Source organism: Pseudomonas sp. LBUM1660 (assembly GCF_059695935.1).
Window position 1 is genome coordinate 3,219,666 of record NZ_CP166795.1, and the last position, 24,584, is coordinate 3,244,249.

The window sequence follows — 24,584 nt, forward strand, 5'->3', positions numbered from 1 at the left end:
AACGGCTACACTCAGGCGCGACAGTCACCGATTGCGGGAGCGCCTGATGCCTGCCAGATCCGCCAGCCCAGCCTTGCGGCTGCCTTCCATCGACAGCTTGCTGCGCCATCCGGCGTGCCTGCCTTTGGCCGAGCGCTATGGGCGTGACGCGCTGCTGGCCACTCTGCGGCAACTGCTGGATGACGTGCGCGAACCGGTGCTTTCTAACCAGCTCGACGCCGTTGAAATCACCCCCGACGTCTTGGCCGGCAGAGTGGGCGAACGCCTGGCCCTTCAGCATCGCAGCCACGTGCGCCGGGTGTTCAACCTGACTGGGACGGTGCTGCACACCAACCTCGGTCGCGCCTTGTTGCCCGAGGAGGCCATCGAAGCGGTGCAAATGGCCGCTCGCTACCCGCTCAATCTGGAATTCGACCTGCAAAGCGGCAAGCGCGGCGACCGTGACGACCTGATCGAAGGCCTGATCCGCGAACTGACCGGCGCCGAAGCGGTAACCGTGGTCAACAACAACGCCGCCGCCGTGCTGCTGACGCTCAACAGCCTGGGCGCGCGCAAGGAAGGGATCATTTCCCGGGGCGAGCTGATTGAAATCGGCGGCGCCTTCCGCATTCCCGACATCATGGCCCGGGCCGGAGTCAAACTGCACGAAGTCGGCACCACCAACCGCACCCATGCCCGGGATTACGAGGCGGCGATTGGCCCGCGCAGTGGGCTGGTAATGCGGGTGCATGCGAGCAATTACGCCATTGAAGGCTTCACCGCCCGAGTGCCGTCGGCCGAGTTGGCTGAACTGGCGCACAAACACGGGCTGCCACTGCTCGAAGACCTCGGCAGCGGCAGTTTGCTGGACCTGACCCGTTGGGGGCTGCCCGCCGAACCCACGGTGCGCCAGGCATTGATCGATGGCGCGGACATCGTCACCTTCAGCGGCGACAAGTTACTGGGCGGTCCCCAGGCCGGGTTGATCGTTGGCCGCAAAGACCTGATCGCGAAGATCAAAAAGAACCCGCTCAAGCGTGCGTTGCGGGTCGACAAGCTGACCCTGGCGGCGCTCGAAGCGGTGTTGGGGCTGTACCGCAATCCCGACCAACTGGCCGAACGGCTGCCGAGTCTGCGCCTGTTGACCCGACCGCAAGCCGACATCCTTGCTCAAGCCGAACGCCTGCAACCGTCATTGGCGCAGGCCGTGGGCGATGGCTGGAGCGTCAGCGTGGTGGCGGCGCTGGGCATGATCGGCAGCGGCAGCCAACCGGTGGCTCGTCTGCCGAGTGCCGCTTTATGTCTGCGGCCAAATGTTTCTAAACGATTGCGTGGACGGCAATTACTGGCCCTTGAAGCGGCGCTTCGTCAATTGGCCATCCCGGTGCTGGGCCGGATTGACGACGACGCGTTGTGGCTGGATCTGCGCCAACTGGACGATGAAACCGCGTGGCTGGCGCAACTCGATCAGTTGCAGGTGCCCAGGTGATCGTGGGCACTGCCGGGCACATCGACCACGGCAAGACGGCGTTGCTCCAGGCCTTGACCGGCCAGGCCGGCGACCGTCGGCGCGAAGAACGTGAACGTGGCATGACCATCGACCTCGGTTATCTCTACGCGGCGCTAGAACCGGGCGCCGCACTGACCGGGTTTATCGACGTGCCCGGTCATGAACGTTTCACCCACAACATGCTGGCCGGGGCCCAGGGCATTGATCTGGTATTGCTGGTGGTCGCTGCGGATGACGGCGTCATGCCCCAGACCCGCGAACATCTGGCAATCGTCGAACTGCTGGGTATCCCTCGGGCCTTGGTGGCGATCAGCAAATGTGACCGGGTCGATCCGGGCCGGGTGCAGGCCGTCCGAGAACAAATCGAAAGCTTGCTCGCGCCCGGACCGTATGCCGGCGCGCGGCAGATTGCGCTGTCGAACGTGACCGGGGAGGGTATCGAGACACTGCGTCTGGCCTTGCTGGATGCGCAGCGTGATGTGCTCCAACGCAGCACCCGTGGCGGCTTTCGTCTGGCGATTGATCGTGCGTTCAGCGTGGCCGGCGCCGGTATCGTGGTGACCGGCACGGCGCTGTCCGGGCAAGTCGCCGTGGGCGATACGCTGATGCTCGGTCCGTTGGGCAAAATCGTGCGGGTGCGTGGCTTGCATGCGCAAAACCAGGCTGCAGACAGCGGGTTGGCGGGTCAGCGAGTCGCGCTGAACCTGAGTGCCGAGCGCTTGGCACTGGAGCAGATTCACCGTGGCCACTGGCTGGTGTCCGAGTGGCTGTATGCACCGACTCAGCGCCTGGACATCGACCTGCAGTTGCTGGCTAGCGAACCCAAGGCATTCGAGCATTTTCAGCCGGTGCATGTTCATTTGGGGACCCAGGACGTCACGGGGCGCGTGGCGCTGCTGGAAGGTTCCAACGTTGCGCCGGGTGAACGGATGTTCGCGCAAATCCTGCTGAATGCGCCGGTGCTGGCGGTGAAGGGCGATCCATTGATTCTGCGTGACCAGAGCGCCCGACGAACCCTCGGCGGCGGCCGGGTGCTCGACCCGTTCGCACCAACCCGACTCCGTCGCAGTCCCGAGCGATTGGCGCAGCTCCAGGCACTTGCCACCCGCAACGATCTGGAAGAAGTGCTGCCTGCGTTACTGCTGAACAGCGAATCCGGGCTTGACCCGCAACGTCTGGAGCGTCAGTTCAACCGGCCGCGTGACACCTGGGTCCTGCCCGCCGATATTCGCTTGATCGATACGCGCCAAGGTCCGTTGCTGTTCAGCGCTGACCGTTGGGAGTCCCTGAAAGCGCCGTTGTTGGAGCATCTGGCACGCTTCCATCAACTCGAACCAGATCAGATGGGACCCGACCGGGATCGCCTGCGCCGCTTCTCCGGCACCGCGCTGGCTCGGCCCACGTTCATCAGCCTGCTCGACGAGTTACTGGCCAGCGGCGCCATGCTTGCCAGCGGGCCGTGGCTGCATTTGCCCGAACATCAGGTGCGTTTGAGCGAAGAGGACGAAGCGTTGTGGCAACAGCTGCAACCGTTGTTCGAACAGGCCGGGTTCAATGCGCCTTGGGTGCGCGATCTTGGCCATGACGAAGTGACTGTGCGTTTGCTGCTGCGCAAAATGGCGAGGTTGGGGCTGGTGCATCAAGTGGTCCGCGACCTGTTCTACACCGATGCAATCATCCGCCGATTGGCGGCTATGCTTGTGCAACTGGCCGCGCAGGACCCGGTGATTCAGGTCGCGGCGTTTCGCGATGCAGTGGGTCTTGGCCGTAAGCGCAGCATCCAGATTCTCGAAAACTTCGACCGGCTGGGCCTGACCCGACGCTTTGGCGACAAGCGCCATTTGCGTCTCGACAATGCCCTGGCCCAGCCATCAGGAAACTGACTTCAAGGAAGGCAATCGCGCCCGGTGGCGCGGCCGGGCTTCAAACCCGGTTGGGGACGGCATCCGTTCCCGGGCAGGTTCGACTCCGGCTGCCTTCCGCCATTTCCCAAACACCCACTATCCCTGTGGGAGCGGTGGTCACTGCATCACATTCCCTTCACAGATGCCCGAAGCTCAGCGGGTACTGGATGACCACGTACACCCGATCAATATCATCGCCCGCCTGCGCCGTATTGGCCCGATGCGACACATGGGACAGTTGCAGAAATAATCCCTTGGCCGCGCCGGACTGCACGATATAGCGCAGGTCGATGTCGCGCTCACAATGCCGGCCGCCATCGCCTTGTTGCGGCACGTATTCGCCAATGGACGCATCGAAAGGGTTGTAGGCGCCACCCTTGGGCGCATGGGTGCCGTCGATCTGGCTGCCCATGACGTAACGCGTCATGAAATTCAGGCCGGGTATGCCGAAGGTGCTCAAATCGAGGTCGTAGCGTGCCTGCCATGAGCGTTCGTGGGCGCCGTTGAAATCGGCGTATTTGATCGAGTTGGCGAGGTAGATCGAGTCGCCGCCGACAAAATCGAACGGCGTATCGCCATTGATTTTTTGATAGGCCAAGGTGAAAGCATGGGCGTCGACGGTGTACTTGCCCGACAGACTGAACGCAGTGGTGTCGATGGCGCCGGCCAGCGCTTTGCCGGTGTCTCGCGTGTGGTAGAGATTGGCGTCGAGGAAGACTCCGGGCTGCATCAGGTGCAAGTTGGCGTAGTACTGATGCCAGGTGTCGGTGAGTTCTGAGGCATAGAGCGCGCCGCCGACGGGGCGTTGGGTGAACAAGTCAGCGCCCAGAAACGTTATGCCGCCGGCTTCGGTGTTGGCGCCGTAGCCGTAGAAGTTGCCTTTGCTCGAAGAACTGTCCTGGTTTTTGAACGCGGTGAAATGCCCGGCCAGCAGATTCACGTCATCGATTTCGCGGCTGTTCAACAGAAAACCTGTGGCGTATTCCGGTTGCAGGCGTTTGTCCGCGGTGTCGAACACTGGGGTTTCCACCATCATTTCGCCGAAGGCCAAGGTGGTTCGGGAGGCTCTGATTTTCAGCGCGCCACCGCCACTGGAATAGCTGTCTTCGCTACGGCCGTCATCATTCACGGGCAGCAATCCGGTCCCGGAATGTCCCTTGCCGCCATCCAGTTTCAATCCCAGAAAAGCATGGGCATCCAGGCCAAAGCCGAGCGTGCCAGGTGTGAATCCAGATTCAAAAGCGCTGATAAAGCCTTGAGCCCACTCGGCTTGATAGCTTTTACCTGTCGGCGAAGGGGACCGGTAGTCGCTGTTGAGGTAGAAGTTGCGGCTGAGCACGTCAACCGTCGCGCCGTCCAGGAACCCTTGTGCGGGTTCATCCGCCAAGGCGGTTCCGACGAATAGCACCGACAACCAAAAGGGCAGCCCGATGCGAAGGTCTTGCTTGCCAAACTTCATCGTCAATCACCACGCAGCGGCGACTGCGCAAAGTGCGCAGCCGCTCGCTTTTAGAGGAAAACCGCTTAATGGCCTTCCGAGGCACCGAACATGGTTTTGGCGTAGATCAGGCCAAGACCGTAGGAGCCACCGTTGGCAATCGAGGTTTTCACGGTTTCTTCATAGGTTTCGGTACGTGCCCAGTCGCGCTGCAGTTCCAGCAGGTATTGCAGCGAGGTCATTGGACGGGCGCCGATCTGGATCATGCGCTGCATGGCCATTTCATGGGCTTCGGTGCTGACGTCGCCACAGGCATCGGCAATCACGTAGACCTCGAAACCCTGGTCGATGGCCGACAGCGCCGGGCCGACGATGCACACCGAGGTCCACAGGCCGGCGAGGACGATTTTCTGTTTGCCGAACCTGTTGACTTCGACCGCGATGCGCTCGTCTTCCCAGGTGTTCATGCTGGTGCGGTCGATGACGTTGTGTTCCGGGAACACCGATTTGATTTCGTCGAAGATCGGCCCGGAAAAGCTCTTCTCCGCAACGGTGGTCAGGATGGTCGAGACCTTGAAGCCCCGCGCAGCCTTGGCCACGAGGGCGGCGTTGTTGCGCAAGGTGACGGCGTCGATCGACTTGGTCGCAAAGGACATCTGCGACTGGTGGTCGATCATGATCAGGGTGTGGTCGGTCGGGGTCAGCAGGGTTTTGCCGGGAACAGCTTTGGCGATGGCCATGGCGAGGTCCTTACGGGTGAGTGAGGAGGCCATGGTTACGCAGATTCTGGCGGGGATATTGAGTCGATGTGCTGTGTTTGGGTTTTTGCGAGGCCGCGCGAAGAACGGCCCCGCGCAATACCGGTCAGTGCGCGGGGCCGTCGGTCATTGCATCACATAACGCCCGGGCGCGGATTCCAGCGCCGGGTATTGCGCGTTACCGGTGTGCAGCACGGAAGGCTGGCGCTCGCCGGACTGGTCTGCCAGCCAGACGAACCAGTCATTCCACCAGCTACCGGCATGCTCCTGGGCATTCATGAACCAGGTGTCGGGCTCCTTCGAAACCCGATTGTTGGTCCAGTAATGGCGTTTTTCCCTGGCTGGCGGGTTGATCACCCCGGCGATGTGCCCTGAGGCACCCAGCACAAAGCGTTTGGTCCCGGAAAGCAATTGGGTGCTGGCGTAAGCGCTGCGCCACGGCACGATGTGATCGTCATGGGTGGCGAGGATGTACGCGGGTGCATCGATGGCGCGCAGGTTGAGTTTGACCCCGCAACAGTCCAGCTCACCGGATTTCAGGTCGTTCTGCAGGTAGGTGTGGCGCAAATACCAGCAGTACATCGGCCCCGGAAGGTTGGTGCTGTCGTTGTTCCAGAACAGCAGGTCGAGGGGGATCGGCTTTTGGCCCTTGAGGTATTTGTCGACGTTGTAGTTCCACCACAAATCGTTGGGGCGCAGCAGCGAGAAGGTGTTGCCCATGTCTTCGCCCTTGAACAGGCCGATGGGGCCCTCCTGGCCGCCGATGGTGCGTTCGCGGTAGGCCACCAGTTGTTCGTCGACGAAGATGTCGATGGGGCCGGTGTCGAGGTAATCGAGGAACGTGGTCAACAGGCTCACGCTGCCGATGTCCTTGTCGCCGCGCGCCGCCAGTACGGCCAGCGCCGAGCTCAACAGCGTGCCGCCGATGCAGAAACCCACGCAATTGGGGCGTTGTTCGCCGCTGATCTCGCGGGTCACTTGCAGGCCTTTGATGATGCCGGTGTCGATCAGGTCATCCCAAGTGGTGGCGGCGTGCGCCTGATCGAAGTTGCGCCACGACATCAGGAACACCGGGTGGCCTTGTTCCAACAGATGCCGAACCATCGAGTTGTCCGGGCGCAGGTCGAGGATGTAGTACTTGTTGATCGACGGCGGGACGATGAACACCGGGCGCCGGTACTGTGTTTCGCTTTGCGGGTAGTACTGAATCAGCTGGAACAGTTCGTTCTCGAACACCACTTCGCCAGGGGTGTTGGCCAGATCGACGCCGACCTTGAAAGCGCCGCTGTCGCACTGGCGCATCTTGCCTTCTTGCAGGTCGCTGGCCAGGTGCAACAGGCCGGTGAACAGGCTGCCGCCCTGAGTGTCGACGACGCGTTGCAAGGCGTCGGGGTTGCTGGCCAAAAAGTTGCTGGGGGCTCCGGCGGCAATCGCTTGCTCCACCAGGTACAGCAGACGCTGGCGGGGTTTCTTGTCTTTGATCGGCAGTTTATCGAGCAGCTTCAGCAGAAAACCGGCGTTGAGTAAGTAGAACGCCGCGAGGGAGCCGAACAGCGGTGTGCTCCAGTTGCCGCTGGCAAAACGTCGATCTTCAAAGGAAAACGGCTGGCCTGTCAGCAGACGCTGGCCCAGATCACCCCATTGGATTTGATACTCGGCTTGCAGGCTTTCCAGGGTTGTGCGCGGCAGGTCGAACCACTCCTCGTATTCCTGGCCGGTGAACCATGGATTGGTGCTGACCCACAGGCGTAATTGTTGCACTGCAAAGGAGGCAATGAACGGGACCTGGCCTGACCAGAAGGTGTTGAAGGTGTGCGCGTTATTGTCCATGGAACTCCTTGCCCACATCGGAAAACCGGGCAGAAAAAAACCGCGGTGCCGGAATTCGGCACCGCGTCAGCAGTCAAGCAAGCAGTCCTGTGTTTCTTATTTTTATCGTTCGATGACCAGGCTGACGCCTTGGCCGCCACCGATGCACAACGTGGCCAAGCCTTTCTTGCCGTCACGGCGAATCAGTTCGTGCACCAGCGACACCAGAATCCGCGCGCCTGACGCGCCGATCGGATGACCCAGCGCAATCGCGCCACCGTTGACGTTGACCTTGCTGGTGTCCCAACCCAGCTCCTTGCCGACCGCCAGTGATTGCGCGGCGAACGCTTCGTTGGCTTCGATCAGGTCGAGGTCTTCCAGGCTCCAGCCGGCTTTCTCCAGCACCAGACGAGTGGCCGGGACCGGGCCGATGCCCATGATCGACGGGTCCACGCCCGCACTGGCGTAAGCCTTGATGCGCGCCAGCACTGGCAAACCGAGGGCCTTGGCCTTGGCGGCGCTGGCCAGCAGCAACACGGCGGCGCCATCGTTGAGGGTCGACGAATTGCCGGCGGTCACGCTGCCGTCTTTCTGGAACGCCGGTTTGAGGTTGCTCAGTGCTTGCAGCGTGCCGCCCGGGCGCGGTTGTTCATCCGTATCGAACACCAGCGGATCGCCCTTGCGCTGAGGGATCAGGATCGGGGTGATTTGACCCTTGAAGTAGCCCGCTTCGATGGCGGCGGCGGCTTTCTGTTGCGAGGCGGCGGCGAAGGCGTCCTGATCTTCGCGGCTGACGCTGTACTGAGTGGCCAGATTCTCAGCGGTGATGCCCATGTGGTAGTCGTTGAAGGCGTCCCACAAACCGTCCTGAATCACGCTGTCTTGCAATTGCGCATGACCCAGGCGCAAACCGGTGCGTACCTTGGGCAGCACATACGGCGCCAGGCTCATGTTTTCCTGACCGCCGGCAATCACCAACTCGGCGTCGCCGCAGCGGATCGCCTGGACCGCCAGTTGCACGGCCTTGAGGCCCGAGCCGCAGACCTTGTTCAGGGTCAGGGCAGGGGTGGTAAACGGCAGTCCGGCCTTGATTGCAGTCTGGCGTGCCGGGTTTTGCCCCGAGCCTGCGGTGAGCACCTGACCGAGGATCACTTCATCAATTTGCGCGGCATCCAGGCCGGTCTCTTCCAGCAGACGGCGGATCACTGCGGCACCGAGCTCAGTGGCCGGAATAGCGGACAAGGCGCCTTGAAAACTGCCGATGGCGGTACGAGTAGCGGCAACGATTACGACTTCGTTCATGCGTGACCTCATTAAGATTTTGTCCAGCGGGAGCAGGGCGTCCTTGCCCTGGTCGGTCTACTGCATGTTCATGCCGCCGTTCACCGAGAAGTCGGCGCCGGTGCTGTAGCCCGATTCATCGGAAGCCAGCCAGGCGACGATCGAGGCGATTTCTTCGGGTTGGCCGAGGCGCCCGACGGGGGTGGCTGCGATCATGGTGTCGAGGATGTCCGGGCGGATGGCCGCGGTCATGCTGGTCTGGATGTAACCCGGGGAGACGGTGTTGACGGTCACGCCCTTGCCGGACACTTCCCGTGCCAGGGCCATGGTGAAGCCATGGATGCCGGCCTTGGCAGCGCTGTAGTTGGTCTGGCCGAACTGGCCGCGTTGACCGTTGATCGAGGAGATATTGATCACCCGTCCCCAGCCCTTGGCCAACATCCCTTCAATCACCTGCTTGGTGGTGTTGAACAGGCCTGTCAGGTTGGTGCCGATCACGGCGTTCCAGTCTTCGGGGGTGAGTTTGCGAAAGGAGGCATCACGAGTGATGCCGGCGTTATTGACCAGCACGTCGATCGGGCCGAATTGTTCCCGCGCCATCTCGAAGGCCTTGCGCGTCGACTCCCAATCGGTGATGTCGCCGTAGATGCATTCGAACTGATAACCCGCCGCCAGTTGACCGGCAATCCAGTCGTTCTTGCGGGCGGAATCAGCGCTGCAACCGACGATGACTTTGAATCCTTCCTTGTACAGGCGCTGGCTGATCGCCGTGCCAATCCCACCCATACCACCCGTGACCAACGCAATACGACCAAGCGACTTCATAAGCTTCGTTCCTTTATTTGTTTTGCGCTGCAAGATGGGGGGATTGTTCGGTATTGGCGGGGGATGCGGAAGTGTTGGAAGGTGACGGGCTGGTGTCCAACGGTGCCATGTCCGGATTAGTTGCATCCGCGCGACGAATGGTCGCAAATAATGGCTAAAGGTGAGAATTACCTATACTGGGGTCAATATTGGTAACTGACGCATCCGTTAGTCTTAGATTCACCGCAGATCAGTCATGGCTCCGGACAGGATGTTCGGTTCCACAGGTCATTGAGGACGCCATGTATAGAATGAGTTCAGGCTATGCCAGCGTGCTGGTAAATACGCTCTCGGCTCAAGGACTGGATGTTGCCAGTCTGTGTCAGGAGGCTGGACTAGACAGTAATCTCGCGGACCAACCAGGAGCGTTTTGCGAGCGCAATACCATCTATCGACTATGGGAACTGGCCGCGGAGGCCTCGGGCGACCCAGACATTGGCTTAAGGGCCTATGGAAGCTTCCACCCCGGCAGCTTTCAGATCATCGGCTACACGATGATGTCCAGCTTGAACCTGAAAAAAGCCCTTGAACGCCTGGTCCGTTTCAGTCCGTTGATCGGCACCGGGTTCAGCCTTTTCTTTACCGCCGAACAGCAACATTACCGACTGTCCGGGCTTGACCATCAGCAACAGGGTTCGGACAAACCGCGTCAGTACACCGACGCCGGATTGGCGTCATTGCTGGGTTTCTGCCGCAAGCTGTCGGGCGGCAACGCACCGCAACCCTTGAGCGTCGAATTCACCTATCCCGAACCCGAAGACACCACCGAGCATCGACGGCTGTTTGGCTGCGATCTGCGTTTCGACGCGCCTTACGACAGTATTTTGTTTGACGGGCAGGAGCTGATGCGGCCGTTGAGCATGGCCAACGAAGCGTTGGCAGTGCTGCATGACAGTTTTGCCGAGGCTCAACTGGACCTGCTGTTTGGTTTTTGCATTGTCGGCAGAATTCGTGCACTGATCACCGAGCGCTTGAGTCAGGACCATGGGCAGTGCGACATGGAGTCGATCGCAGCGGCGTTGAACATCAGCAAGCGCACGCTGCAACGGGCGCTGGAAAAGGAAGGGACGCAATTCAAGGACGTGCTGAACGCGGTACGCCGACAACTGGCCGATTTCTACCTGCGCCACTCTCACTTCAACATGAAGCATGTCGCGTACCTCCTTGGTTTTCATGACCACAGCAGCTTCAACAAAGCCTGTAGCCGTTGGTTTGGCATGACGCCGGGGCAGTACCGCTCCGATGAATCGTTTGAGATCGAGGAAGCCGCGCCGGTGTGACGCGGTGCTCGACGGCGCTTGAACCTTTTGCGAGCAACGAATCCGCTGTGGGGGCAAGCTTTTGTGGCGAGGGAGCTTGCTCCCGCTGGGTCGCGAAGCGGCCCCAAAAGCTTTGCGACTGCTTCGCCCGGACGCGGATCGGCCGGCGGGAGCAAGCTCCCTCGCCACAAAAGCTCGCTCCCACAAGTTGCTCATCATGGTGCAGGAGGTTTCTTCGCGGCTTTTTTGTTCTTGGTCGGTTTGCGCGTTTTAGTCGGCGTTACCGGAGCAATCGGTTCAGCGACGACCACCGGGGCCTTTTGTTTAACAGGCTCTGGCACAACGACCGGAGTTTTCGGCTTGATCGGCTCCGGGGTCGCCGCCGGGGCTTTCTCCTCGACAACATCGGCTTCACCCGGAGGTTGAGTCAGGCTGAAACCCGGCAGCGGCACATCGAGCAGCGCGTGAAGCTCACACCAGAACGGGTTGTCTGCGCCGCTGGTCAGCAACTCCGGCAGCAGATTGGCAACGGCCGCCAGCACCTGCTGGCGTTCTTCGACCTCGGCCAGCATCAGGGGCAAGCTGTTCAGGCTTTCCTGCGGGTGGGTGGCGACCAACAGTTTTTGCAGGCGCAGGGTTTCGCGCAGGTCCAGCGGCTCGGCACTGTAGTCCTGCAGCAGCACCTGTAATTTCTCGACGCTTTGCTTGCCTGGTTCGTCGCTATCGCGGCCCAGCAGGAACAGGATCCGGATCAAGGCTTCCATCAAGCCGCCGAGGGGCAGGGCGTCCTGAAGGCGTTCGATCAGGACTTTATCGTGCTGCTCGGCGTGCGCTTGGAGATTGCGTGCCGGTGCATTGCCGGTGAGGCTTATGAGCGCGCCATACACGCCGTAAAAACTCATTTCCTGAGCGGCATCACGTAGGTCCCGATAGCCGTTCAAGGCGTCCTGTATCTGGTTGGAAAACAATGCCTGCCAAGCCAGCAATGGATTGGACGGGCTTGCCGGGTGTCGATCCTTGCTCACATGGGCGGCACTGCCTGGCAGCCACCAGAGTGCCGGATTCAAACTGTTCCACATCACCTGTTGCTGGTGGAACGGGTGGGCCTTGCGCATCAGCTCGGCGGTCGGCTCGTTGATCAACTGGCGCAACCACGGCCGTACAAATCCGTCGTAAAGCGTGTTGTTGAAATCAGAGGCACGCTCGACCAGCGCGAATTCGCGATCGTCGTCACGGGGCGGCTGCACGTCACCGTGAATGTCGGCGATACGTCGTCGCTCGAAACGCACGGCGTAGGGCGATTGCGAATATTCCGGCAGGTCCTCGATGAGCATTTCATAGAGCCCGCCCGGCAATTCATTGATCGCGTCGACGGCGCCCAACAACTCACGGTGTTCACGCCGCGCCACTTCACCCGACACAAAAATGCCCAGATGACCGATGCTCGCGTGCCGCAGGTAAACGATGGTGCGACCGGCATTTTGCAGGGCGAGATCGCTGGGATAGACGTCGGTGATCCAGTCCAGCGCTTGTTGTGGCGAGGTGATGTTGTCGCCATAGGAGCAGAACACCACCACCGGCACTTCGATCAGCTTGAGATCAAGCCCGCTGCTTTTGCGACCGAGGCCGCCGGACAGCTGATTGCCGATGAACAGGTCATCGACAATCATCTCGATTTCCTCGCCATTGAGCAGGGTCGGGCTGCCCCACCAGCGTTCGAAATCCAGGAAGCGCGGAGCCTCGCTGTCGACTTCGCTGAACAGGTGGTAGTACTTGCCCCACCAGGTGTTGGCCGGGTCGAGGCTTTCGAAATTGCTCACCAGCCAGGTGCCGTCGAAACGGTCATTGCCCAGGTCGCTGCCCAGGCGTGCCATCCAGCCGCCGCCCAGCAAACCGCCGGTATAGCGCATCGGATTGCGCCCATTGACGCCCGCCCAGTACGACAAAGGCGCGCCATTGACGATGATCAGCCCCGGCAGTTCCGGGCGGGTCGCCGCCAGGCCCATCAAGGCCCAGCCCGCCTGGCAGTTGCCGATCACCACGGGTTTGGCGCTGGCGGGATGTCGCGCGCTGACCTCTTCGATAAACCGCGCCTGGGCTTCAACGATGTCCGCCAGGGTTTGCCCCGGACGTGGTGAATGGCTGAATGAGATGAAATAGGTCGGGTGACCGGCGCGCAGGCTTTCGCCGATCACCGAGTCCTGTTTGAAACCGCCAATCCCCGAACCGTGGCCGCCGCGCGGGTCAATGATGATCACCGGCTGCTTTTGGCTGTCGAGCTGTTGTCCGGGGCCCGCGAGGATCTGCAGCAGCGAGTAGTTGACCGGGCGCGGCAGGTCTTCGCCGGCGATCAGCGTCTCATGATTGAACTTGAGCAGCAGCGGATACCCGGCGCGTTCGTGAGCCAGGGTGTTGTCGCCGCGCTGACGCAAGGTGTCCCAGAACAGCACGCTGCGTTGGCCAAGGTCGGTGAAGTATTCCTGCCAGTCAGCGGGGGTCGGCTGTCTCAGTTGTTCAAGGCTTGATGGTGCGTAGGTTTTGGCCTGGCGCTGTTGCACGGCGTCAAGCACGTTGTGGGTGTTGAGGCGCTGCAGATGGTTCAGGTGCTCGAACAAACCGGACAGAGTCGAAAGCCCTTCATCTTGCAGCGCAATATTTTCTTCCTGACCCATTGTGAACTCCTGACGCCACGCGTGGGAACGTTGCCCTGACTAATAGCAGCCAAGCCGGCCGTTCGATTGTCACGAGTGTATAGGGAATAACGGTCAAGGAAGTGAACTTTATTGTGCGCCGCACAAAATAGGCGTTGCCAAATAGTTTTGTGCGCTGCAATATCAAGGCTGGCGCGATGTCTGGCAGGATCGCTATCGCGTCCTCTGGTCCATTCGGGCCTTCCAGTACCAGGAGATTCAAGCATGTCTTTTTTCAATTCGGAAAAACTGCAAACCGCTCAGAAAGCCAACCTCGATCTTTTGCAGCAGATCAGCGGCAAAGTCTTCGCCAGCGTTGAACAGCTGAGCCAGTTGCAGTTCAAGGCACTGCGCGACTCCACCGAAGAGCACTTCGAGGGCGTGCGCAAGCTGCTGGCCGTCCGTGATCCACAAGGTTTTGCCGATTTGCAGGCGTCGTTCACCCAGCCGAGCGTCCAGACCGAACGTCTGGCCGAGTTCAATCGTCAGGTTCAAGCGCTGATCGTGGGCACGCAGTCGGACATCGCCAAACTGACGTCGAGTCAGGTCGAGGCGGGCACCCAGCAGGTCAATGAGTTTGTTGACGCGATCAGCAAGAATGCACCGGCCGGCTCCGAGCCTGTCGTGGCGGCGTTCAAGTCGGGCCTGGCGAATGCCGGCACGGTGTTTGAAAGCGCACAGAAAGCGGTGAAACAGGCTGCCGATGTGGCTCAGAGCAATTTTGACGCCGCCACTGCCGCTGCCACCAAAGCAGCGCCAGAAGCGGGCACCAAGGCCACCAGCGGCAACAAGTAAGTCATTTCAGGCCAGCGGCACAAAAAATGGCGATGGGTTTACTCCCCATCGCCATTTTTTTTCGGCCCGTTATCGGTGCCGGGCTTGGCGCCAAACATGCCGAACAGGTTCTGGGTATTGAGGTACAAGGCCTTGGACTGGTCGACATACTGGCGCATCAGGTCCTGCATGACCGGGGCCTGTTGATGCATGAAATCGCTCCAGGCTTCGGACGACTGCGCGCCGGTCTGCGACTGGATGTCGATGACGGTCTGGATGCTTTTATCCAGGTAGCTGCCGAGCACACCCTGGTACGGACCGTAGAATTGGATAATCCCCATCAGCATCTCGCTGGTGAAGATCGGCTCACCGCCGCTTTCGGCTTCCAGAATCACTTGCAGCAGGATACTGCGCGTCAAGTCTTCGCCGCTCTTGGCATCGACCACCTGAAACGCAACTTTATCGACGACCAACTGACGGATGTCCGCCAGCGTCAAATGACTGCTGGTGTGGGTGTCGTAGAGTCGGCGATTGGGGTACTTCTTGATCAGGCGGGGGGTGGTATCAGTCATGCGGGGCGTCTCGCGGCGGGCCTGGTTTGCAGGCATCTTAACCTACTATGGCCACTGCCGCGGGATGGGGTAGGTCGGGAGCAATATCTTCGGTGCTTCTGAGGCCGCCATCGCGGGCAAGCCCGCTCCCACAGGGATCTGGGGACACTGAAGATCCCTGTGGGAGCGGGCTTGCCCGCGATGAGGCCCGTCATCACAGCGAAAATCCACAATAAAAAAGAGGACTGCGCCGCCAAGCGAGTCCCCCCCTTTGTGAAACCTGAACGGGTTTACCAGATCGGCAGGGTGTAGCTGACAATCAGGCGATTCTCATCCAGATCACTGCCGAAGTTGGTCGAACGCACCGTCGCATTACGCCATTTCACCCCGACATTCTTCAGCGGACCGCTCTGCACGACATAACCAATGTCGGTATCACGCTCCCATTCCTTGCCTTCGGGGCGGTTGCCGCCCAGGTCGATGTTGTCGCCAGTGATATAGCGCGTCATTAAGGTCAGGCCCGGCACGCCCATAGCCGCAAAGTTGTAGTCGTAACGCGCCTGCCAGGACTTTTCGTCCTTGCTGGCGAAGTCACCGATCTGCACGAAGTTGACCAGAAACGCATCGGTGCCGTTGACGTAGGCGTAGCCGGTGTCGCCGCTCATGCCTTGATAACCGAGGCCCAACGCATGCCCGCCGAGGCTGTAGGTGAACATCGCGCCAATCGCGTTGTTGTCGACATTGCTGCCGCCATCATCCGTGGAACGGGCGAATCGCAGATCCGTCTTGAACGATTGTCCCGTCGTCACCGGCATCACGTAGGTCAGGCTCACCAGGTGCTGACTGTAGAAATTGTCGAGGTGGCCGTAGCTGTAGCCGGTGGCGAGGTTGCTGGTCCATTTGTAGTTCAGGCTGGCGAAATCAAAGCTGTCGCTGTCGAGATGCCGCGTAGTGATGCCCTTGGCGCCGGTCCGGGTGATGCCCATGTCCTCGTAGTCCGAGGAGTCACGCTGATTGACCTGGGTCAGCCGCCCGGCATCCACGGTCAAGCCTTCAATCTCCAGCGAGGTCAACTGACCGCCCTTGAAGGTTTGTGGCAACAGCCGTGAATCGTTGGCCAGTACCGTCGGCAGTTTCGGCAGCAACGTGCCGAGTTTCAGGGTGCTTTTGGAGGCGCGCACTTTGGCGGTCAGGCCCAGTTCGCCGTACTCGTCCTGCGCCCCTTTGCTCGTGTCGCGGTGGCGTTTGAGCAGGCCGGAACCTGCGCGATCAGGGCTGGAGTCGAGCTTGACGCCGACCAGGCCAATGGCATCGAAACCCACGCCGATCAAACCTTCAGTGAAGCCCGATTCATAGCGCAGCAGGAAACCCTGGGCCCATTCCTCTTGTTTGGATTGAGCGGCGTTGTCCTGGCGATAGTCACGGTTGAAATAGAAGTTGCGCAGCTCAAGGCTGGCCTTACTGTCTTTGACAAAGTCAGCAGCGGCGGGGGCCGAGAGGCTGATGACGCCGCCGGCCAGCAACAGGCGGGTAGCGAGGGTGCGGGTGTTGCGGTCCATGGTGAAGCCCCTTTGTTTTTATTATGGAAAGACAGGTCCCGCGGCCCTCGTCAGGTGGACGAGGGCTTATCAATAAAAAACGCGGACGCCGAATCGAGAGGAGCGTGGCGCCGCGTGCGGTTCAATCGTTAGAACTGTTCGGCGCTCAGGCCATACAACGAGGCACTGCCGGCGAGAATGGAATGCTCCAGGCTCAACGTGCGTGGTAGCAGGCGGCGGATGTAGAAATCAGCGGTGGCGATCTTCGCGCCATAGAACTTGGGGTCTTCGCTGAGTTTTTTCTTCGCGACCTGCGCCATGCGCGCCCAGAGCCAGGCGTAGGCGACGTAACCGAACAGGTGCAAATACTCGACCGAAGCGGCGCCGATTTCATTGCGATTGGTCGCGGCCTGGTCTTGCAGCCAGTCGCTCAGGTTTTCCAGACGCTGCACCGCATCGAACAGTTGCACGGAGTAGGGCGCGTCGGGCTGATGGGCGAAATGACGGATTTCACCGGTGAACTGGCGCAGCGCGGCACCGCTGTCAGCCAGCACTTTGCGACCAAGCAGGTCCAGCGCCTGAATGCCGTTGGTGCCTTCGTAGATCTGCGCGATGCGCACGTCACGGACCAACTGCTCCTGGCCCCATTCGCGGATGTAACCATGACCGCCGAACACTTGTTGGCCGTTGATGCAGCTTTCCAGTCCGGTGTCGGTGAAGAACGCCTTGGCCACTGGCGTCAGCAGCGCGACCAACGTCTGGGCACTGTCGCGCTCCTTGGCGTCATCGGAAAACTTCGCCAGGTCCAGTTGCTGCCCGACATAACTGGCGAACGCACGGCCACCTTCGGTCATGGCCTTCATGCTCAACAGCATACGGCGCACATCGGGGTGGACGATGATCGGATCAGCCACTTTGTCCGGGGCAATCGCGCCGGTCGGTGCGCGGCTCTGCACACGTTCACGGGCGTAAGCCACGGCGCTCTGATAGGACGCTTGCGCACAGCCGATGCCCTGAATGCCGATGGACAGGCGCTCGTAGTTCATCATGGTGAACATCGCCGCCAGGCCTTTGTTGGCTTCACCGACTAGCCAACCGCTGGCACCGTCGAAATTCATCACGCAGGTGGCAGAGGCCTTGATGCCCATCTTGTGTTCGATCGAACCGCAGCTCACGGCGTTGGCGTCGCCGAGGGAACCGTCGGCTTTGACCAGCACCTTGGGCACGACGAACAGTGAGATGCCTTTCGGCCCGGCCGGCGCATCCGGCAGTTTGGCCAGCACCAGATGGACGATGTTTTCGGTCAGGTCCTGATCGCCACCGGTGATGAAGATCTTGCTGCCGGTGATGCTGAAACTGCCGTCGGCCCGGGGTTCGGCGCGGGTGCGGATGATCCCCAGATCAGTGCCAGCATGCGCTTCGGTCAAGCACATGGAACCGGCCCAGCGGCCTTCGTACATCGGCGGCAGGTAGAGGTTTTTCAGGGTCGCGCTGGCGTGGGCGTCCAGTGCCAGGCAGGCGCCGGAGCTCAACGCCGAATACAGGGCGAAGCTTGAGTTGGCGCCGTAGAGCATTTCTTCGAACTGCACGGCGAGCATCTTCGGCATACCCATGCCGCCGAAATCGGCGTTACCGGACAGGCCCACCCAGCCGCCTTCGATGTAGGTGGCGTAGGCCTGTTTGAAGCCGATCGGCGTGCTTACCTGGCCATCGAGCCACTGGGCGCCTTCTTCGTCGCCGCTGCGATTCAACGGCGCAATCAGGTGCGAAGTGACTTTCGCCGCTTCCTCAAGAATGGCATCGGCGGTGGCAGCGTCGACCGTGTCGGCCAGGGCCGGCAAGCGCGCCCACAGGGCCGGGGCGTCGAACACTTCATGCAGCACAAAGCGCATGTCGCGCAGCGGGGCGTTGAATTCGGGCATAGCGTGAACCTCAAAAGGTGTGCGATGGGCACGGCGCCGTAACGGCAGGCCGTGCCCTTTCAATCAATGAGCGGAAGCGCTGGCGGCGCCGAGGCCGGTCTGGGCGCGAACGAACTGGTCGGCGTAGGCATCACGCTCCTTGTCGGCGCGCACGCTGCGGTCGAGCTTCGACACCACCACGATCACGAAGAACGCCAGCGGCATGGAGAACAGCGCCGGGTGGTCGTAGGGGACGATCGAGTGAGCGTGACCGAGCACGGTGACCCAGACCGCTGGCGACAGGATCACCAGCACCAGTGCGCAGATCAGCCCGGCGAAACCGCCGAGGATCGCGCCTTTGGTGGTCAGGCCTTTCCAGTACATGGCCATGATCAGCACCGGGAAGTTGGTCGACGCGGCGATGCCAAAGGTCAGGCCCACGAGGAATGCGACGTTCATCTTCTCGAACAGAATGCCCAGCAGAATCGCGATGATGCCCAGGCCCACGGTGGCCATGCGCGTCACACGCATTTCCTGTTTCTGGCTGGCCTTGCCTTTCTTGAACACGGTGGCGTAGAGGTCATGGGAAATCGCCGAGGCGCCCGCCAGGGCCAGCCCGGAGACAACCGCCAGAATGGTGGCGAAGGCCACGGCCGAGAGGAAACCGAAGAACAGGTTGCCGCCCACCGCTTTGGCTAGGTGCATGGCGACCATATTGCCGCCGCCGATCAAGGCGCCGCCGACTTCACCGTTGACGTAGTACTGCGGGTCGGTGCCGATGATCACCATCGCGGCAAAGCCCAGGGTGCAGACAACCAGGAAGAAGAAACCGATAAAGCCTGTGGCGTAGAACACCGATTTACGCGCTTCCTTGGCGTTCGGCACGGTGAAGAAACGCATCAGGATGTGCGGCAGACCGGCAATCCCGAACACCAGGCCCAACGACATCGACGCGGTGTTGATCGGGTCGGCGAGCATCGAGCCTGGGCCCATGATGTTCCAGCCGCTGGCATGGGCCTGGACGGCTTTGTCGGCCAGGGTTTCGTAGCTGAAACCGAACTGCGACATGGCCATGACCGCCAGGGTGGTGCCGCCGGCGAGCAACAGCACAGCCTTGATGATCTGCACCCACGTAGTGGCGATCATGCCGCCGAAGATCACGTAGACCAGCATCAACGCACCGACGATCACCACCGCGACCGGGTAGTCGAGACCGAACAGCAATTTGATCAACTGACCGGCCCCGACCATCTGCACGATCAGGTAGCAGCACACCACCGTCAGCGACCCGAACGCGGCGAAAATCCGCACCTTGTTCTGGTCCAGTCGATAGGAAACGATGTCGGCGAAGGTGTAGCGGCCCAGGTTGCGCAGACGCTCGGCCATCAGGAAGGTAATGATCGGCCAGCCGACGAAGAAGCCGATGGTGTAGATGAAACCATCGTAGCCCTTGGCGAACACCAGGCTGGACAGCCCCAGCAGTGTGGCGGCGGACATGTAGTCACCGGCAATTGCCAGACCGTTCTGAAACCCGGTGATGCCACCGCCCGCGGTGTAGAAGTCCGACGTCGATTTGGTTTGCCGTGCGGCCCACCAGGTAATCGCCAGCGTGCCCAGCACGAAGACGAAGAACATGCCGATCGCATGCAGGTTCAGCGGTTGTTTTTCCACTGCGCCCATTGTCGGGGCCGCGAGGACGATGGAGGCCGGCAACAGACCGGCAGCGGCGAGGATGAGCTTACGAAGCAGGTTCATCACTTGCTCTCCTCAAGAATGGCGGCGCCCAGTGCATCGAAACGTGTGTTGGCGCGGTAGACGTACCAACCGGTCAGCAGCCAGGAAAAAATGATGATCGCCGCGCCCACCGGCATGCCCAGGGTCAACATCCGATGTTCGGCGAGCGGCGCATGCAGCCATTGCGGGGCAAACGCCACCACCAGCATGAACCCGTAGTAAGTGCCCAGCACGGCGGCACTCAACGACCAGGCCAGACGCGAACGGCTGCTGACTAATTGCAGGAACTTCGGATTGGTCCGAATGCGTTCACAACGTTGGGTATCGGTTGAATGGATGTCGATCATGGGTGGCTCCACATTTGTTGTTATAGGCGTTTTGACGGGGCAGAATTCGGCGTGCACGAGCCCGAAGCGGCAGGTAAAACACCTGCCGCCGGGTGGGTAAAACGTCGGTTCGGGTTAGAGCGCTTTAGCCCTGTCGCGCAGGACGTACTTCTGGATCTTGCCGGTGGACGTTTTCGGCAACAGGGTGAAGATCACCGTGCGCGGGACTTTGAAACCCGCCAGATGCTCGCGGCAGAAACTGATGATGTCGGCCTCGCGAACGTCCTGGTGGTCCGCCTTCAAGGTGATGAAGGCACAAGGCGTTTCACCCCATTTTTCATCGGGACGGGCGACCACAGCCGCTTCCATCACACCCGGATGGCGATACAGCACGCCTTCCAGTTCGATGGTGGAAATGTTCTCGCCGCCGGAAATGATGATGTCCTTGAGTCGATCCTTGATCTCGACATAACCGTTGGGATGACACACCGCCAGGTCACCGGTGTGGAACCAGCCGCCTTCGAACGCTTCGGCCGTGGCGGTCGGGTTTTTCAGATAGCCCTTCATCACGGTGTTGCCGCGCATGAAAATCTCACCGATGGTCTGACCGTCCCGCGGGGTGGGTTCCAGCGTCTTCGAGTCACCGACCATCACGCCTTCAAGTGTCGGGTAGCGCACGCCCTGACGGGACTTGATTTGCGCCCGTTCGTCCAGCGGTAACTCATCCCATTCGGCATGCCAGGCGCAGAGCGTCACCGGACCGTAGGTTTCGGTCAGGCCATAGACATGGGTGACCTTGATGCCCATTTCTTCCACGGCGCCGATGACTTTGGCGGGCGGTGCAGCGCCGGCAACCATGGCGTTGACCGGGTGGTCGATGGCCGCTTTCGCCGATTCCGGCATGTTGACCAGTGCATTGAGCACGATAGGCGCGGCACACAGGTGAGTGATCTGATGCTCGCGGATCAGCGTGAGGATTTTCTGCGGATCGACCCGGCGCAGGAACACATGCACACCGGCCATTGCAGTGATGATCCACGGATAGCACCAACCGTTGCAGTGGAACATCGGCAGGGTCCAGAGGTAGACCGGATGGTTGCCCATGGCCCAGGTCATCTGGTTGCCCAGTGAGTTCAGGTACGCGCCGCGATGGTGGTAAACCACGCCTTTCGGGTTGCCGGTGGTACCGGAGGTGTAGTTCAGCGAGATGGCTTGCCACTCGTTGTCCGGCCATTGCCAAGCGTAATCCGGGTCGCCTTCGGCCAGTAGCGCTTCATAGTCCAGATCGCTGACGGCCTTGCCTTCGCCGTACTCCGGGTCATTGACGTCGATGACCAGCGGCGGGTGATCGAGCATGCCGATGGCCGCGTGAATCACGTCGTGGAATTCGCGGTCGGTGATCAGCACCTTGGCCTCACCATGCTGCAGCATGAAGGCAATGGCTTCTGCATCGAGGCGGACGTTGAGTGGGTTAAGCACAGCGCCAATCATCGGCACGCCGAAATGCACTTCAAGCATCTCGGGAATGTTGGGCAGCATCACCGCCACCGTGTCGTTCTTGCCGATGCCGCGACCGGCCAGCGCTGAGGCCAGACGCCGGCAGCGGGTGTAGGTTTGCGCCCAGGTACGACGGATCGAACCGTGGATGACGGCCGGGTAGTGGGGGTAAACGCTGGCAGTGCGCTCGATGAAGCTGAGCGGAGACAAGGCAATGTGATTAACAGCCGAAGGGCCTAGCCCTTGTTCATAGATCGACATGACGGGTACTCGGTGGCTGATTGTTAGCTCTATGGATGACCTGTTCAGCGTAGCCGCTGAGGTCATCCTTTATGTCCGGCCTGCTTTATATAACAGTTTGCCACGCATATGGAAGTACAACCTACGCAGTATAGTATATGTACTATATTTGATTCTTCCTCCTCCAAATGAATGCGGCGATACCTCTAGCGCCGGTATATTCTTGGCTCCCCCGACAACGCGGACCTGTGATGACCCTGACTCCCGTTCGATTGCACAGCTGGTTGCGCCTGCAGCGCGAGGGCGTGTCCCTGGCCGCTCGGGCGGATGCGTTGTGCCGTGCGTTGCAGGAATGTCCCGAGGTGCGCCGGGCGGTTTACCTGAGCTGGCAACCCACTGCGCGAATTTACAGCCACGAAGGTGCCGCCCAGCATTTCCCGCCTGGCCTGGGCGATCCGTCGCTGGCCAGCGATCAACCGCTTTTTGATCGGCTGGGCGAGACCGGACGCCTGGACCTGGCCCAGGTCCGGCAACTCGATTGCTGGCTGTCCGGCCGATTGCGCCGTGCCGCGATCAGCCATGGCCAGGTGTTTGATCTGACCTTGCAGGCGGGGCAGGCAGGCCTGTTGCTGGTGGAAGTCTGCGACGGTGTGAGCCTGGACTGGCTGGGTTGGGTGCAGGATTTGTTGACCACCTTGCTCAGCAGCGTCAACGGCATGCTCCGGGGGTCGCCGCTGTTGGGGCACGACCCACAACCGAGTCTGTTGCTCGATGCGCAGGGGCGGCCGCTGGAGTTCAATGCGGCGCTGCTGGCCTTGCTCGCGGAAAAGCCGCTGACCGAGGTGCTGGGCTTTTTGCCGGTCAATCACCGCGTGTTGGTGCGTGCCTGCCTTGACCAGCAACGCGCCATCGAAGGGGTCGAAGCTCAGTTCGAGGCGCAGATTCTGATCTGGACGTTTATTCCCGATCCCCAGGACAACCGCGTGCTCGCCCGTTGCCGCGACGCCACGGTACAAGTGCTGGCCGAACGCGAAGCGGCCACGGCACGCCGGTTGTACCGGCTGATCATCGAGAACACCACCGACCTGATTTCCCGGCACACCCCTGACGGACGTTTTCTCGATGCCTCGCCGGCATCCTGGACATTGCTTGGCTACTGGCCCGAAGAATTGCGCGGACAAATGGCCCAAGGCCTGTTCCACGGCCAGGACCTCGCCAACCTGGTGCAGCGTGCGCGGGACGCGCTGGAGCAGGACGGTTATCACACCATGACGTACCGCATTCGCCACCGTGCCGGGCATTACCTGTGGTTTGAAACTGCCAGTCGGGCGATCCGTGAAACCTACACCGGCGCGGTGGTCGAAGTGGTCAGCGTGTCGCGGGACATCACGGCCCGGGTGCAGGCCGAAGAGAACAAGCGGCGCCTGGCGGAAGTGGTCGAGGCCAACACCGATCCGGTGTTGTTCATCGACCCTGACGGGCAAGTCACTTACCTCAACCCGGCCGCGCGGCGCATCCTCGGCATCGACGAGCAACAACCGATGCCGGCCCTGGCGCAGCTGTTTGCCAGCGCTGACCTGACGCGCCTGCAACGTGACGGCTGGAGCAGCGCCGAACGCGACGGCGTGTGGAGCACCGATGCACGCTTGCAGCCGCCCGGTGGCGGCACTTCGGTGCCGGTGTCGCTGGTGTTGCTGGCGCACCGTTCGGCCGGCGGCGAGCGCTATTACTCATTGGTGGCGCGGGACATGACCGAGCGCGAATTGCGCGAGGTGCAACAGCGCCGCCATCAAGACGAATTGGCCCACACCGCACGGTTGGTCACGCTGGGGGAACTGGCCTCGGGCATTGCCCACGAAATCAACCAGCCATTGGCCGCCGTGGTCAATTACGCCAATGCCAGCCAACGCTATTTACAGACGCTCGATTCCAATCCCCAGGCCGCCGAACGAGTGGCGCAAGGGCTGCAGCGCATCACCCAGCACGCCACCCATGCCTCGGAAGTGATCAAGCGATTACGGGCGTTTCTGCGCAAGGGCCAGCGGCGCATGCAGGCGCTGAATTTTACCGACGTCGCCCGTGAGGCCGTGCGTTTGTGTGCCTGGGAAGCGAGCAATTGCCAAGTGACAATCGAGGATCGACTGCCGGATAATCTGCCGCCCGTTTATGCCGACCGGGTGTTGCTGGAGCAGGTGCTGCTCAATCTGTTGCGCAATGCCATCGACGCCAACCGCGAACAACATCCGGGGCAGCCCTCGCTGATCGTGATGACGGTGGAGCAGGGCGGTGGTGCCACTGTGGAAATCCGCGTGCAAGACCAGGGGCCGGGTGTCAGCGAGCCCGAACTGGAACAGATCTTTACCCCGTTCTATACCAGCAAGGCCGATGGCCTGGGTCTTGGCTTGTCCATGAGCCGCAGCATCATCGAAGGTTTCGGCGGTGAATTGCAGGCCCGGCGCCAACCGGTCGGGCTGCTGATGGGTTGCCGCTTGCCGCTTGCCGGCCCAACAAAACAACAACAGGAATAATGC

At 61.0% G+C, this 24,584-nt stretch carries 17 protein-coding genes and 1 tRNA gene; 6 read left to right on the forward strand and 12 right to left on the reverse strand.

What is annotated here, in order from left to right; all coding sequences use genetic code 11:
- Positions 1-46: 46 nt before the first annotated feature.
- The 3 genes from selA to ACA068_RS15185 all read left to right on the forward strand — a co-directional run bounded on the left by selA (position 47) and on the right by ACA068_RS15185 (position 3,474).
- Positions 47-1,468, forward strand: coding sequence for an L-seryl-tRNA(Sec) selenium transferase (selA, locus tag ACA068_RS15175; protein ID WP_497302833.1), 1,422 nt, complete (start codon positions 47-49; stop codon positions 1,466-1,468).
- A complete protein-coding gene (selB, locus tag ACA068_RS15180; protein ID WP_497302835.1) occupies positions 1,465-3,372 on the forward strand; it encodes a selenocysteine-specific translation elongation factor in 1,908 nt (635 codons plus the stop codon). The genes selA and selB overlap by 4 nt, the downstream gene beginning before the upstream one ends.
- Before the next feature lie 6 nt (positions 3,373-3,378).
- Positions 3,379-3,474 (forward strand) — tRNA-Sec (locus tag ACA068_RS15185).
- A gap of 55 nt (positions 3,475-3,529) precedes the next feature.
- On the opposite strand, the gene ACA068_RS15190 is transcribed toward ACA068_RS15185, so the two are convergent.
- From ACA068_RS15190 to phbB, 5 genes are all read right to left on the reverse strand, one after another.
- The gene (locus ACA068_RS15190; RefSeq protein WP_497302836.1) at positions 3,530-4,852 is read right to left on the reverse strand and encodes an OprD family porin; all 1,323 of its coding nucleotides are present in this window, start codon (positions 4,850-4,852) and stop codon (positions 3,530-3,532) included.
- A gap of 65 nt (positions 4,853-4,917) precedes the next feature.
- Positions 4,918-5,571 (reverse strand): hydrolase, encoded by a 654-nt coding sequence (locus tag ACA068_RS15195; RefSeq protein WP_497310604.1) that lies wholly within the window; start codon positions 5,569-5,571, stop codon positions 4,918-4,920.
- Between the two features lie 144 nt (positions 5,572-5,715).
- Positions 5,716-7,419, reverse strand: coding sequence for a class I poly(R)-hydroxyalkanoic acid synthase (gene phaC / locus ACA068_RS15200; RefSeq protein ID WP_497302837.1), 1,704 nt, complete (start codon positions 7,417-7,419; stop codon positions 5,716-5,718).
- Positions 7,420-7,521: 102 nt separating this feature from the next.
- Positions 7,522-8,700, reverse strand: a complete 1,179-nt coding sequence (locus ACA068_RS15205) for an acetyl-CoA C-acetyltransferase (protein ID WP_497302838.1) — start codon at positions 8,698-8,700, stop codon at positions 7,522-7,524.
- Between the two features lie 57 nt (positions 8,701-8,757).
- On the reverse strand, positions 8,758-9,504 hold the full coding sequence (gene phbB, locus ACA068_RS15210; RefSeq protein ID WP_497302840.1) for an acetoacetyl-CoA reductase: 747 nt from the start codon (positions 9,502-9,504) through the stop codon (positions 8,758-8,760).
- Between the two features lie 281 nt (positions 9,505-9,785).
- On the opposite strand from phbB, the gene ACA068_RS15215 reads away from it, so the two are divergent.
- Positions 9,786-10,823, forward strand: a complete 1,038-nt coding sequence (locus ACA068_RS15215; RefSeq protein WP_497302842.1) for an AraC family transcriptional regulator — start codon at positions 9,786-9,788, stop codon at positions 10,821-10,823.
- Positions 10,824-11,017: 194 nt separating this feature from the next.
- On the opposite strand, the gene ACA068_RS15220 is transcribed toward ACA068_RS15215, so the two are convergent.
- Positions 11,018-13,474, reverse strand: coding sequence for a DUF3141 domain-containing protein (locus tag ACA068_RS15220; protein ID WP_497302844.1), 2,457 nt, complete (start codon positions 13,472-13,474; stop codon positions 11,018-11,020).
- A 243-nt stretch (positions 13,475-13,717) separates the two neighbouring features.
- Between ACA068_RS15220 and phaP the strand changes: the two genes are divergently transcribed.
- Positions 13,718-14,287 carry a TIGR01841 family phasin gene (phaP, locus tag ACA068_RS15225; protein ID WP_497302845.1) on the forward strand — a complete coding sequence of 190 codons (570 nt, stop codon included), beginning with the start codon at positions 13,718-13,720 and terminating at the stop codon, positions 14,285-14,287.
- Positions 14,288-14,325: 38 nt separating this feature from the next.
- Here phaP and phaR read toward each other — a convergent pair whose 3' ends face one another.
- The 6 genes from phaR to ACA068_RS15255 all read right to left on the reverse strand — a co-directional run bounded on the left by phaR (position 14,326) and on the right by ACA068_RS15255 (position 22,074).
- Positions 14,326-14,874, reverse strand: a complete 549-nt coding sequence (phaR, locus tag ACA068_RS15230; protein WP_497302847.1) for a polyhydroxyalkanoate synthesis repressor PhaR — start codon at positions 14,872-14,874, stop codon at positions 14,326-14,328.
- Between the two features lie 233 nt (positions 14,875-15,107).
- On the reverse strand, positions 15,108-16,376 hold the full coding sequence (locus tag ACA068_RS15235; protein WP_497302849.1) for an OprD family porin: 1,269 nt from the start codon (positions 16,374-16,376) through the stop codon (positions 15,108-15,110).
- Between the two features lie 128 nt (positions 16,377-16,504).
- Complete coding sequence (locus tag ACA068_RS15240) at positions 16,505-18,277, reverse strand: acyl-CoA dehydrogenase C-terminal domain-containing protein (RefSeq protein WP_497302851.1); 1,773 nt, start codon at positions 18,275-18,277, stop codon at positions 16,505-16,507.
- 63 nt (positions 18,278-18,340) lie between these two features.
- Positions 18,341-20,011: a cation acetate symporter gene (locus ACA068_RS15245; RefSeq protein ID WP_497302853.1), complete on the reverse strand. Its 1,671-nt coding sequence runs from the start codon at positions 20,009-20,011 to the stop codon at positions 18,341-18,343.
- A complete protein-coding gene (locus tag ACA068_RS15250; protein WP_109631221.1) occupies positions 20,011-20,337 on the reverse strand; it encodes a DUF485 domain-containing protein in 327 nt (108 codons plus the stop codon). The genes ACA068_RS15245 and ACA068_RS15250 overlap by 1 nt, the downstream gene beginning before the upstream one ends.
- Positions 20,338-20,451: 114 nt before the next feature.
- Positions 20,452-22,074 (reverse strand): acyl-CoA synthetase, encoded by a 1,623-nt coding sequence (locus ACA068_RS15255; protein WP_010460312.1) that lies wholly within the window; start codon positions 22,072-22,074, stop codon positions 20,452-20,454.
- Positions 22,075-22,304: 230 nt separating this feature from the next.
- Here ACA068_RS15255 and ACA068_RS15260 point away from each other — a divergent pair, with 230 nt between their 5' ends.
- The gene (locus tag ACA068_RS15260) at positions 22,305-24,581 is read left to right on the forward strand and encodes a PAS domain-containing sensor histidine kinase (RefSeq protein ID WP_497302855.1); all 2,277 of its coding nucleotides are present in this window, start codon (positions 22,305-22,307) and stop codon (positions 24,579-24,581) included.
- Positions 24,582-24,584 lie beyond the last annotated feature (3 nt).

Excerpts from the sequence above, each read along its gene's own strand:
- ACA068_RS15255 (WP_010460312.1), bottom strand. The coding sequence starts at position 22,074 with ATGTCGATCTATGAACAAGGGCTAGGCCCTTCGGCTGTTAATCACATT.
- phaR (WP_497302847.1), bottom strand. The coding sequence starts at position 14,874 with ATGCCTGCAAACCAGGCCCGCCGCGAGACGCCCCGCATGACTGATACC.
- ACA068_RS15245 (WP_497302853.1), bottom strand. The coding sequence starts at position 20,011 with ATGAACCTGCTTCGTAAGCTCATCCTCGCCGCTGCCGGTCTGTTGCCG.
- ACA068_RS15190 (WP_497302836.1), bottom strand. The coding sequence starts at position 4,852 with ATGAAGTTTGGCAAGCAAGACCTTCGCATCGGGCTGCCCTTTTGGTTG.
- ACA068_RS15240 (WP_497302851.1), bottom strand. The coding sequence starts at position 18,277 with ATGCCCGAATTCAACGCCCCGCTGCGCGACATGCGCTTTGTGCTGCAT.
- ACA068_RS15235 (WP_497302849.1), bottom strand. The coding sequence starts at position 16,376 with ATGGACCGCAACACCCGCACCCTCGCTACCCGCCTGTTGCTGGCCGGC.
- phbB (WP_497302840.1), bottom strand. The coding sequence starts at position 9,504 with ATGAAGTCGCTTGGTCGTATTGCGTTGGTCACGGGTGGTATGGGTGGG.
- ACA068_RS15215 (WP_497302842.1), top strand. The coding sequence starts at position 9,786 with ATGTATAGAATGAGTTCAGGCTATGCCAGCGTGCTGGTAAATACGCTC.
- ACA068_RS15195 (WP_497310604.1), bottom strand. The coding sequence starts at position 5,571 with ATGGCCATCGCCAAAGCTGTTCCCGGCAAAACCCTGCTGACCCCGACC.
- selA (WP_497302833.1), top strand. The coding sequence starts at position 47 with ATGCCTGCCAGATCCGCCAGCCCAGCCTTGCGGCTGCCTTCCATCGAC.
- phaP (WP_497302845.1), top strand. The coding sequence starts at position 13,718 with ATGTCTTTTTTCAATTCGGAAAAACTGCAAACCGCTCAGAAAGCCAAC.
- ACA068_RS15220 (WP_497302844.1), bottom strand. The coding sequence starts at position 13,474 with ATGGGTCAGGAAGAAAATATTGCGCTGCAAGATGAAGGGCTTTCGACT.
- ACA068_RS15250 (WP_109631221.1), bottom strand. The coding sequence starts at position 20,337 with ATGATCGACATCCATTCAACCGATACCCAACGTTGTGAACGCATTCGG.
- phaC (WP_497302837.1), bottom strand. The coding sequence starts at position 7,419 with ATGGACAATAACGCGCACACCTTCAACACCTTCTGGTCAGGCCAGGTC.
- ACA068_RS15260 (WP_497302855.1), top strand. The coding sequence starts at position 22,305 with ATGACCCTGACTCCCGTTCGATTGCACAGCTGGTTGCGCCTGCAGCGC.
- ACA068_RS15205 (WP_497302838.1), bottom strand. The coding sequence starts at position 8,700 with ATGAACGAAGTCGTAATCGTTGCCGCTACTCGTACCGCCATCGGCAGT.